Origin of the sequence: Paenibacillus sp. IHBB 3054, from assembly GCF_051594305.1 — a bacterium.
In the GTDB taxonomy this organism is placed as follows: Bacteria; Bacillota; Bacilli; order Paenibacillales; family Paenibacillaceae; genus Paenibacillus_AQ.
In genome coordinates, this window is the sequence record NZ_JBOFBG010000072.1 from 1 (window position 1) to 11,624 (window position 11,624).

Here is an 11,624-nt window from a genome sequence, read left to right on the forward strand (position 1 = left end):
TCACTAGTTGGCCTTGGGCGGTCTTCTCCGCCGTTGCCTGGGAGATCCCTCCCGTACTGTTAAAATAACTATAACTGTATACCGTCCTGTCTCCTAACGCATTGGTTACCGTTGCCGGCCGTCCCTCAGCAGTATAGGTATAACGTTCACTTTGCGGCGCAGCATCATTTTCATTGTTATACCAGGACTGCGTTTCCAGCAAATGATACTTAGGTTCATACTGATAGGTGGTTGTATAATGCTGTTTGATTGCAGGATTATTAAACTGATCTCCGGTCAACAGCTTCGTTTGATTCGTCCAACCATGGGTACTGACACTTTGAAATAGGGCAATAGAGGGGACCGTTGATAACACTACCACAAGACAGCTTCCAATGTAATCTACTCGGCTCGTTGTCAAATGTTTTTTTCATAAAAAAAACCACATGGAGCTAGTAAGTCCATGTGGCATGTAATATCTCCCTTATGATTCAATTATTTCTCCATCTGCAACTTTTCCAAATTCATAAAGTACAAATTTGCTTCCTACGACAAGCAAATTTCTGGGTGCTTTTTCAGGAAACAAAAATTTTATACTACAAAGTGTTTCATAATTATCATGGTTTGAAATAATACTCAGTACAACACTCCAATCCTGTCCTTCCATATCAGCCTGGAAATGCGCAGCTGTTGAATATTTCGTCAAAGGAAACCTCTTTTTTCCACCTTCTTCTGTCGGAACCCAGTTAATCCTAGCTATAACCTTATTATCCATGTCATTTCACCAATGTCACCTTTCCAAAACCAGCGTTTAGAGCTTCTAGCTCAAAATAATATGCAGGACCAATACCATCAAGCATGGGCTTGTAAAACGCTCCATTTAAGATACTTTCATTAACAGTTACAGATACAATTCGTGAATTACCAGGCATCTTCGACCACTCTTTTGCATCCTTAAGTGTGGTAGCAAACCATTTCCCCTCCATATTGACTCCAGCATCAAATGCTTTTAAATTAGCAATAGAAGCCACTTCGGCATCACTCATTGACCTGTACAAATTGACCATTTTGGACCCCGTATTTACTGCTTGAGCTGCTATAACTGTCCCTGTTGAAAATGTTGTTCCCATTGTTAATATATCCGAAGTGGCTAGTGCTGTGGGCGCTATAACAGGTCCGTAGAATATTCCAGCAGCTAGAGCAGGAACAGCAAGGGCTTGTGTAAGATAGTCCTCATGAGCTCCTCCGTTTTGTGTACGTATGGATGTAGTTTTGCCAGTTGAATAGTTAGTTCTTGCAATAACTTCAGCACCGTTTGCTACTCTTATTGCATTGGCTTTATCGTGTGCAGCTTGCATAGCAGCAGAATTACCTGCAGCCTTGGCTTTATTAAAATCAGCCGTATACATATCAATTAATTTTTGGTCTGCCTTGCTCCAATATTTATCCTCAGCAATACGATGTCCAGTCGGGTCAGTGTAAATCAAAGGATTATTATGCACATACGTATACAAATTCTGGCTCAGCGGATTATCAATCTGCCCTTCAACCGTATCCTCATTTAAGAACCGCCCGATACTCGGATCATAATACCGTGCACGCAGATAGTAAAGTCCCGTTTCTTCGTCGTAAATCTCACCAGCATATTTAAAGGAGTTTGGTATCCCTTCCGTCTGGCTGGTGATATTCCCCCATTCGTCATAGCTGTAGGTGTTGACCGGTGTTCCGCTGGTATTGACGATTTGCACCACATCGCCATGACCATTGTACAAATAGTAGTAATCCTTTGCTGCCGTTTTGTCCTTTTTCACCAATACCCGGTCTCCACGGACAAAGGAGGACTTTTGTATTACAGTGCTGCCGCTTAGTTTCTCCTCTGTGATGACTTGGCCACTAAAATCATAGTTGACTTGTGTATGGGTCGTTCCAGTGCTCTTCAAATACCGAAGGCCGTCTGCATAGTAGGTAAAGCTGGTCGTATTCCCATTTTTGGTCAATCCGGTCAAGGTGTTTTGTAAATCATAGGTGTAGCTTGTATCGCTCAGATCCACACTGGAGCTGACGCTCTCGCTTGAGGTTAGACGATTGCCACGCACATCATACGTGTACTGTGTGCTTTGACCATTCGGCCGTTTGATTGACAGTAGACGATTTAAAGCATCGTATCCGTAACTTGTCGTTTTTGCTGCTCCATTATTGAGGACTTCAGTTACCGCTGTAATATTTCCATTATTATCATAGCTGTAGTTGTATCCCGAAAGCACGGAGCTTCCTTTTGTATTCTTCATGCTTTCAATCCAACCGAGTGCTTTGTTGTACGTGTACTCTGTTTTTAAGATACTTCCATCCGTCAACGGCGGGTACGTAATTGTCTTGACTCGGCCATTTGCATAGTAGCTGTACTGTACATTGTCGGATGCGGCTTTGCTTAGGGACGCGCTGCCATTGGTTTGGACGTTGATCAGCCGCTGACTGTCAAATTGGTAGTTTACATCTCATTGCCATCCGTCGGATGGCTTGTTCACGTTTTAATATATTAACTAAAGCAGGATGCCACCGACTCCATCTCTAAATGAATCATTACAAATTATACATATAATATAATATATGGGAACAAAAGTTTTTTGATGGTATACTGGATTGACAATTGTAAATTCCTGTTTATTTAAGCATTCTTCTCACAATTTCAAAACGGAGGGCTGCTTTGCTTCAACGTTTTCATAGCATACAAATTCTCAGGAAGGTTCTATCAAACAGTTAAGGCGGTGATGAGATGGGTCTTGACGATGACCAGCGCCACGCTATTGAAGAATTATTTCGAGATATGCTATATCCCTTATCGGCTTATGCAAATAATGCACTTCATAACTACTCACTAGCTGAAGATGCTGTTCAGGAGACATTCAGGATTGCCTGCACAAAAGCCTACATATTATTGTCTAGTCCAAATAGGAAGGGATGGCTATTAATTACCCTTAAGAATGTCATTAAGAACATAATTCGCAGCCGAACATATCTTAATAGCATTGTAGTTTCTTCCGTCGATTTTAATGAGAATATCATATCCGTGGGTGAAGATAGACTTGATGTTGATTTTTTGTACTCCGACTTAATCGACGTTGCAGAATATAAATTGCTTAAAAGAATTGCCTTGGACAAGTATTCAGTGCTGGAGGCGGCGCAAGAACTTGGAATATCAGTTGAGGCGTGTAAAAAACGAATTCAACGAGCAAAAAAAAGTTTAAAAAATCAGCTTAAAGATAAACTTGAATAATGCATTCTGACATAAACAAATAAACAGAAGCCAGCACTAATTATCTGCAGAAGTGCTGACCCCTACTAAGTTTGTTTGTGGATCAAGGAACAACTATTACATATACGAGCTATCTCGATTTTTCAAATAAGATTACCCACAAATAACTCTAATACTTCGTCATCTTGCATAGAAGAAAAACATTATCGCGACTGCTTTAACAACTCTAGAAGGTGGGTCACTGCATTATCACTATTGTTATCGCTGTTAGGAGAAGCGGCAGCTACTTCAGGACGAGTCGGTCCTTGTGAGTTAATTGCGTTCGTCTTGTCGCCGTAGGGGCGGCGTAACAACTTTAGGAGTTGGGTTACTTCATTATCCGTATCTTTATTACTGTTAGGAGATGCGACAACTACTTCAGGACGAATGGATTCTTGCGAGTCAGTTGCCGCAGCCATAGCTGCACCAGTCATTAGAACACCTAACATCGTCATACAAAGAATAATAATGCCTGTCTTCTTCTGCTTTGTGTCCATTATTGAAAGAATGCGACTTTTCATATTTCTTCCTCCATAAAAATTTGTTGAAAATGCTGTTTGGAGCTTTGCCCCGTTCTTTACAACATTAATAATTGCTTCAGCATATTGCTTTCTCCGCTGTAAATCCGCTCCCTGTATAACTATTGCGTCACAGGAGATTTCACACTGTGCTGCTGCGGATCTTGACATTAGATAGACTATCGGATTGAACCAATGAAGCACGGTTGCCACTAAAATCAATGCCTTATACCAAAGATCATGCCTTTTTAAATGAACCAACTCATGCTTCAGTATCATTGATAATTCATCATCAGAAAATTGTTCAGATGGCAGCAAAATCACTGGACGAAAAAAACCGACCAGCATGGGGCTTGTAATAATCTGACACTCACGTAACTCGACATTTTTTTTAATATTCATCTCTAACTTTAATCCATCTAAAATTTCCAAGCATTTGAAATGAGCTATAGGAATGCTCCAACGGCTTACCAACTTTAAAAAATATCTATATCGCCAAATATGATAAGCCGCGATACTTATAGAACCTAGAACCCAAATTACCAGAAATATCCACCATAATAAAATAGAAGCTGGAGTGTTTATAACATCTTGCACGGGCATAGTTGGATTGGCACTAATAATTGTGTGTACAGACGTTAGCGGTATATCTGAAAATTGCATAGGTTTCAACAAGAAGTCAAATTGAGGGCCAAGCGGAAACACCCACCCGACTGCAATTATAATCCAACCTATGTAACACCACTTTGCTGCATATCGTTTCGATAAAACGGGTAGTATTGCCGCATAAATAAGTGTCACTAACGACATAGTAACTGAATTCTGAAGTAAAGTGCTAAAAAACTCCTGCATACTATTCCTTCTTTTCTTTCAGCCACGTTGTCAGTTGGTCAAGGTCAATGTCTTTTATCTTGTTTCCGTCATATAATCTTGCTACCAGACTTGTAAAAGAATTTCCATGAAAGCGTTCGATAAAGTCGCTAGTTTCAAAATTCAGGTAGTCATTTTTTTCAATAAGCGGAAAGTAGAGGTTTTCCTTGCCGTTCTTCTCCGATCTGACAAAACCTCGTTTAGCCAACCTCAACATAAGTGAGACGACTGTCTGAGCCTTCCAACTTCTTTCACTTCCCAGTTGTTGCATAATGATATTGGTTGTTACTGGCGCCTTATTTGCCCATATCACTTTCATAATGTCAAACTCTGCATCTGGCAGTTTTTTAATTGTGCCCAACATATCACCCTCCCAAGACAATTGTCTTACTACTGTATTCTACATTTGTCTTAAATGAACGTCAATGATTTTAAAAAATTTTACAATTGATTCGTCAAAAAAAATGTAATTTGTCCCCAAAATTCAACATGGATACATATATGGTATGAAAAGATATTATCGCAGATTCATATTGAAGGAAGGTGATTCCATTGGGCTAATAATTTCTGTCCTAAAATGTGCCGGCAAGGTAACCTTAGATTCGTGAATTATCAGGTGCGTTTATTTTTATGAAATCATTAATAATGGAGGTCTCTAATTTATGAAACGAATAGCTTTTAAAGTTACCGCAGCTCTCTTATTGTCCCTCTCCCTAATTACACCGGGCTTTGCACTTGCATCAAATCAGCCGAATTATGCTACTCTGTCCATAGAGAAACTGGCATATTCTGATCTTAAAACAGCACCTGAAGAATGGAAAAGCGCTATTTCGGCTGCACGGAATTCTATTATTTATAGTAAATCTTGGACGGTTGATGGCCAAGTTGCTATTGAGCAACCAGATGGAACAATTGAAGAGCTTCCTGAATTTTCTGATTTGTTTCCAGACTGGGATGTTCCAAAAGCAAATGTTTCTAAAAGCAACGAAAATTCAACAACGCTTGGTGACCCCATATTTACAATTATGGCTGCCAATTATGCAGGAAATGTCTATTTGCAAGCCCCGCCGACGAGTGGGGGATCACCCATATTCTATGCCTTCAATACAAATGCCAATAGAGTTTCAATGGTCGCAGATTCTTTGCCAGGGACAAGTTATAATGCTGGCTATGCAGATCTCACCGATCAATATGATGTAGGGTGGGCAAATAACTTGTCGGCAGGGCGAAAAATGTATCTTACAAACCCCAATAAAAACCATTCCTATGGTGCTAGAGCAAGCACGCATAGTACCCCAGGATACGCGCTGATGGGTGTGGTTGATGATCCCTCTTGATTGTTGAAGACAATGGTAAAATGAAGGGAAGATTTCACGCAATCCATTCATAAGTAGACTACAAAAAGAGACACATCCGGTGTAAAAGCGGAGCGTCTCTTTTTGCTTGCAAAATTTTCGCCATATATTCCGCAATTTTGATAATACCAAATTAGTAGACGATCAATTATTAGACCAAATGCAGATATGGTGCTACACGATGTCAAGACAGAGAATTTGATATCATTAAGGTGTAAAAAATAATAACAAGGTCGGTACGCAACTCGTGGAAGGGGGGGAGGACAAAGCCCAAGGCGGTAGGGGAACAAAGTTTCCTTCATTACTCGCTTGCGGATCAGAGCAAAGCCTGACGGTTATACACCGCTGTGCTTTTACTACGATTCTGACCTTGCATTACCGTAACTACATCTTCCAAAAGGCTGGAATTTTCGTTTTCGTTGATTAGATCAGCGTTCAGCAAGGCGCTTATCTGTTCGATTAGTTTTACTCTTTTCTGCCCCGCTTGACCATACTCAAGAAGGTTAAGATGCGGTGAATAGTGCTGCGTTGTAGTGTATTCGTTTCCTTCATCATCAACGTTTGTGACCTCAATTTTCTCATGCTCATCTGTTCTATATAAGTTGAACTAGATATATTCAGTGAGCTGGTTGTCTTCCAAACGAAGACAAAGACGATCAATAATCGTCTGAGCATCGAGAGCTATGTTTTGCATAAACGCAGTAACTTTCTTACGGATCTCTAAGACGGTATGGAAAAACACGTTGTTAATGACATCAGATTTTAGCCATTTCCAAAGTCCCTCCACCAGGTTCAATTGCGGGCTATACGGTGGTAAGAAAACCAATTCAAGATGCTCTTTGTGATCTTCCAGAAAAGGCTGAAGTAACTTCGCATGATGAATACGAGCATTATCCAGTACCATGACAATCTTTCCTTGTGGGTACGCCTCGACCACCATTTGTAGGAAGGACAGAAACGTCTCTGCGTTATACTGCTCATCTTCTTTCCAGAGAATTTGACCCGTCATATAATTCAGTACGGCTAACAATTTGACACCGCGATGTTTACCTGTGGTCTGGATGATGCGTTGTTTGCCTTTGAGAAACCACGTATGCTGAAGCGCTTGGTAATCCCGGATCATGGACTCATCTTCGAAAAGCAAATGAGCAATGTTTTCGTCCATTAATCTTTTTTCAAAGCAGGAAACGTCACTTCTGTAAAGACTTGTTGCTTGGCTTCATCCGCAGCAGCTAACGTATAGGTGGGTTTCGTGTAGCTGAGTCCAAGACGGTGCGCCATTTTGGAAATGCCACGAAGCGAATAGGACTGATCGAACTCCCGCTTGATATATTCGCCAATGAGATAGAGGGTCCAACTGTATTTACTTTCAAAGCCTACTTCGTGCGGGACCGAGGATACGATCGTCGTTTTTAACTGCTCTTGTTGTTCCTTTGTCAGTCGCTCGGGTGCTCCCGTTGAATAGTTTATTTGCAGTCCAGTTATACCGCCTTCGCGATAGGCACGCATATATTTATAGACCGTTCGTTCCGTTCTGCCGATGATCTCTGCGATCTCCTGCGCATTCTTCCCTTTCAAATGCAGAACAACGGCTTGGTAACGCTCAAACATGCGTCGTTCTTTTTCTTTTTTCATCAAGGTTTCAATTTCAATAAAGGCTTGTGTCATTTCCATGATTTCACCGTCGCTTTTAAGTTATGTTTCCTATATTCGACGATGTGGAAATGAATTCCTTTAGTTCAACTTATATAGTTAAGTAAACCATCAGGATTTCCGACTTTTCAGATGGAAGCAACTCCTTCTGGAACAAAGTTTTATCGTCGATCCCAAATAACTCGGACAATTGCTCCAGACGTGGCTCAGGTATCTTACGTCTTTCTTTGATCCAGTCTTGAAATGTTTGTTTAGAAACTCCGATTGCTTCTGCTACCGATTTGTACTCCATGTGAAACGTGTGCTATAAATTGTAATCCTATCATTTCATTCACCGCCATACCTAGTATGTCTCAAAAGTTTGACTGTATAATGCCTTACTAAGAATGTCAAATGTATTTTCACAAGAAAAAACCACATGGATTATATCATCACGTGTGGCTTTTCTTTATTGTTAATAATTTACATTAATAGAATAATAAGCAACATCGTCCAACCGTTCCTTATTCCCTTTTAATATAGCATCATCGAAGCTCAGAACTACATTGTTGGGTTCATTAGCTTTTTTGTCTATAAATATTTGTAAGTTAGTAGGGTGTTCTGTTTGATATGGGATCATCTCTTCATAAACTATTTTGTTATCTAACACAAAAATAAGTCCGCTCATTAAATCAGTTGAACCTTCATATTTAACACCTAAAGCATTACTAATTTCCTTACTTGAACTTCCCACCTGAAAAACAACCACCTTATCCCATTTAAATGTAGTAATTTCGTTAAGTGAAATATCACAAATCTCACCCAAATTGCATTTGTCGTCTATGATGCGCATAATTTGATCATTTAAAGATTTCTCCTTTTGACAGCTTGATATTATTAACGTTAAGAAAGCAAGAAATAATATCCCTATCCCAATTTTTTTTATAGAATAATTATGCATAAACTCCACATCTCTCCTTGTAAGAACAAATTCAATCCTCATCACAAATTTTATTGATCTGCAGCAAATCTATCGTTATCGAGCTGTGTTATCCTATTTTTTGCCGCTTCATATTCTTGATCTGACAGTTTCTGCAAATCAACTGAGAGTCTTCTGTGTCTGCGGAGTGCCCCCAATAGTCACGCAAAGGGATGCATTGATGAGCTGATTGTGCTCGTCATACTGGTAATTCGACACAGTCCTATTCCGGTCGCTCTTACTCGAAAACAGTCCTAGGCTGTTGTACAGCATGCTTTCATTCTGCGAGGAAGCGTCGGTCCGACAAGCTGACTCGGTTCATTATAGGTTTTACATATCAAATCTTGAAAAGAAGATGACTACAATAATTTCAGGTTAATTGATACGGAATTATCAGAACGAAAAAACCACATGGCTCTTCTTATTCCATGTGATTAAGATTATAACTTTTGTCATCTTAGAATATATTATTTTTTTCAAATACCCATTGATTTCTCGAAAACTGTTCTTCAACCATGTTATTGTATTTTTCCTCCGTTAGAACTTTAACTCCCTTTTCGAGGAAATTATTCAATCTGTTAATAAGTAGTTCCTGAAAATCTCCTTGTCTAATTTCTGTAACTATTAACTCAATTGACTCTGGTGCCTCAATTACACTAAGCTTGAATTTACAGGAATCCATCTCTTTATTTTTTTGTCAAAACAACACAATTTATAACAAAATTTATGTCTATTTTTTTACTTCATTTTGATCTTTTTTTTCACTCTAATCATAATAGTAAAATACCGACTTCCGACTTATAGACTAATCTCCACAAGTGAAAAAAAGCACCTGAACCTACCATAATGGCAGCATTCAAGTGCTCTAAGGTTTACGAAGTTGCTTGCGCGCTTGTCCTTCACGACCGTCCGCTGCTTAGCGATTATGAGAATTGCCCCGCGAATGGTCAAGAGCTCTTATCCCGTCAGGCTGTTCGATTGTCCTAATGTATAGCATTGTTTTACGATTCTTCTGTATCCCCCCTGCACAGTATTTCTCGACACTCTTGCCTTTAACAAAATTGCATTTGAGCTCTTTCCTGATGCACCAGAGGGATATTGATTCCAGAAAATATTTTCAGAAATTAACATAATTCTAGAAAATCCCTAAAAAATATTGATTCAATAGTTACTTGCGAACCAAAGATATCAGTGTTTTTTTCTAAACCACAAATTACATATGACAGCTCTCCATATGAGAGTCGCATATAGCCCAGGGGATTGTAGATACTATTAACGATATCTTCAAACTCTGCTTGAACTCTAGTATATGGCTGGGTATCAAATCCATCTAGAATTGGGCTAACCGCATTTTTATCCAAATTCTTTGTCTCATATTCATGTTGCAAGTAATAAAGAGGGACAAGCTTAGAAACCATCAGTCGGCATTTATAGCTAATCTCAAAGTCGTCTTCTTTAATATCTCCAAAATCTAGCAACCATTCAGTAGCTGGCCAAACTTCTCCTACATTTACTTGAGTATAATCAAATCCATTTTTCTTAATGAACTCAAGCACTTTGTTCGGAATTAAACCTTCACTTCTGCATTTATTTAAATATTCCTGAATATTTTTTTTCTCCACTAAATACTTATCTATATACTCTTTAATCATATTATTCATTAAAACCCTCCTTAATTGGTTCTTATATTATGTTTACCAGATTTGTCAGCTGGCTTAGTCGATTTTAGATCAAAATTAACTTCACCTTGATGTATACCACGACTATTAGTAACCTCAAATCTACCGTGTTGTGTGTCAACAGAATATAGGCTCCCTGTTGCAGGATCAATGTAAACATCTCTACCATTTAATTTGGATAACCTTGAGTCCTTTTTAAAACCATAATTTGTTGCCATGGTAGCCGCAGTTGCCCGGACACTAGCCACTCTTTCGCTTGGTGACAGGTTAACAATACTTTTCTCAAATGATCCAACATCAAAAATTAATGTCCCTGAATTGAATATCCGCTGCTGAAAATCAAAGGGTAAAATATCAAATTGTTCTTGTGTTATTACATTAATTTTAGGTTGTTGTATTATCGTTTGCCTTCCTTGAAACCATGGCTGTTGAAGTACAATAACGCTTTGCTGCTGGCCAGGCTGCTGAATAACTGTAACACCCTGATCATAAGTGTCAAAAATGTTAATACCTGCTTTATCCATAGCAACTCCTGTTGTAATTCCAGCCCCAATTGTTGCAACTACAGCTCCACCTATCAATATTACTACACTAATGGATTCAGCTACACACGCGTCCCAGATACAATTACCTGTGGGATCAGTATAAAGTAAAGGATTATTATGCACATACGTATATAGATTCTGGCTCAGCGGATTATCAATCTGCCCCTCAACCGTATCCTCATTTAAAAACCGCCCGATACTCGGATCATAATACCGTGCACGCAGATAGTAAAGTCCTGTTTCTTCATCGTAAATCTCACCAGCATATTTAAAGGAGTTTGGTATCCCTTCCGTCTGGCTGGTGATATTTCCCCATTCGTCATAGCTGTAGGTGTTAACCGGTGTTCCGCTGGTATTGACGATTTGCACCACATCACCATGACCATTGTACAAATAGTAGTAATCCTTTGCTGCCGTCTTGTCCTTTTTCACCAATACCCGGTCTCCACGGACAAAGGAGGATTTTTGTATTACAGTGCTGCCGCTTAATTTCTCCTCTGCGATAACTTGACCACTAAAATCATAGTTGACTTGTGTATGGCTCGTTCCAGTGCTCTTCAAATACCGAAGGCCGTCTGCATAGTAGGTAAAGCTGGTCGTATTCCCATTTTTGGTCAATCCGGTCAAGGTGTTTTGTAAATCATAGGTGTAGCTTGTATCGCTCAGATCCAAGCTGGTGCTGACGCTCTCGCTTGAGGTTAGACGATTGCCACGCACATCATACGTGTACTGTGTGCTTTGACCATTCGGCCGTTTGATTGACAGAAGACGATTC

General features: G+C 39.6%; 12 protein-coding genes. 2 read left to right on the plus strand and 10 right to left on the minus strand.

What is annotated here, in order from left to right; genetic code table 11:
• The 3 genes from ACQ76X_RS35155 to ACQ76X_RS35165 form a co-directional block, all read right to left on the minus strand.
• Positions 1–361: hypothetical protein (locus ACQ76X_RS35155; RefSeq protein ID WP_438498514.1), on the minus strand; the 361-nt coding region annotated here is incomplete at its 3' end.
• 102 nt (positions 362–463) lie between these two features.
• Positions 464–754 carry a hypothetical protein gene (locus ACQ76X_RS35160; protein WP_438498515.1) on the minus strand — a complete coding sequence of 97 codons (291 nt, stop codon included), beginning with the start codon at positions 752–754 and terminating at the stop codon, positions 464–466.
• Between the two features lies 1 nt (position 755).
• Positions 756–2,267, minus strand: a complete 1,512-nt coding sequence (locus tag ACQ76X_RS35165) for an RHS repeat-associated core domain-containing protein (RefSeq protein ID WP_438498517.1) — start codon at positions 2,265–2,267, stop codon at positions 756–758.
• A gap of 485 nt (positions 2,268–2,752) precedes the next feature.
• On the opposite strand from ACQ76X_RS35165, the gene ACQ76X_RS35170 reads away from it, so the two are divergent.
• Positions 2,753–3,253 carry an RNA polymerase sigma factor gene (locus ACQ76X_RS35170; protein ID WP_438498519.1) on the plus strand — a complete coding sequence of 167 codons (501 nt, stop codon included), beginning with the start codon at positions 2,753–2,755 and terminating at the stop codon, positions 3,251–3,253.
• Positions 3,254–3,435: 182 nt separating this feature from the next.
• Here ACQ76X_RS35170 and ACQ76X_RS35175 read toward each other — a convergent pair whose 3' ends face one another.
• Together ACQ76X_RS35175 and ACQ76X_RS35180 are read right to left on the minus strand one after the other, a co-directional pair.
• On the minus strand, positions 3,436–4,641 hold the full coding sequence (locus ACQ76X_RS35175) for a M56 family metallopeptidase (protein ID WP_438498520.1): 1,206 nt from the start codon (positions 4,639–4,641) through the stop codon (positions 3,436–3,438).
• A 1-nt stretch (position 4,642) separates the two neighbouring features.
• Positions 4,643–5,023 (minus strand): BlaI/MecI/CopY family transcriptional regulator, encoded by a 381-nt coding sequence (locus ACQ76X_RS35180; protein WP_438498522.1) that lies wholly within the window; start codon positions 5,021–5,023, stop codon positions 4,643–4,645.
• A gap of 298 nt (positions 5,024–5,321) precedes the next feature.
• Between ACQ76X_RS35180 and ACQ76X_RS35185 the strand changes: the two genes are divergently transcribed.
• Entirely contained in the window at positions 5,322–5,996 is a 675-nt protein-coding gene (locus ACQ76X_RS35185; protein ID WP_438498524.1) for a hypothetical protein, read from the plus strand.
• 625 nt (positions 5,997–6,621) lie between these two features.
• Here the strand turns inward: ACQ76X_RS35185 and ACQ76X_RS35190 are convergent.
• The 5 genes from ACQ76X_RS35190 to ACQ76X_RS35210 form a co-directional block, all read right to left on the minus strand.
• Positions 6,622–7,688 (minus strand): IS630 family transposase gene (locus ACQ76X_RS35190; RefSeq protein ID WP_438498525.1). Its coding sequence is split into 2 segments (ribosomal slippage): positions 6,622–7,182 and positions 7,185–7,688, totalling 1,065 coding nucleotides; the frame shifts between segments, so codons are not numbered across the junction.
• Positions 7,689–7,758: 70 nt separating this feature from the next.
• Positions 7,759–7,959 (minus strand): helix-turn-helix domain-containing protein, encoded by a 201-nt coding sequence (locus ACQ76X_RS35195; protein ID WP_438498526.1) that lies wholly within the window; start codon positions 7,957–7,959, stop codon positions 7,759–7,761.
• Between the two features lie 162 nt (positions 7,960–8,121).
• Positions 8,122–8,607 carry a hypothetical protein gene (locus ACQ76X_RS35200; protein ID WP_438498527.1) on the minus strand — a complete coding sequence of 162 codons (486 nt, stop codon included), beginning with the start codon at positions 8,605–8,607 and terminating at the stop codon, positions 8,122–8,124.
• Between the two features lie 1,142 nt (positions 8,608–9,749).
• Positions 9,750–10,286, minus strand: a complete 537-nt coding sequence (locus ACQ76X_RS35205; protein WP_438498529.1) for a hypothetical protein — start codon at positions 10,284–10,286, stop codon at positions 9,750–9,752.
• An 11-nt stretch (positions 10,287–10,297) separates the two neighbouring features.
• The coding region (locus tag ACQ76X_RS35210; RefSeq protein WP_438498531.1) for an RHS repeat-associated core domain-containing protein at positions 10,298–11,624 on the minus strand (1,327 nt) is incomplete at its 5' end.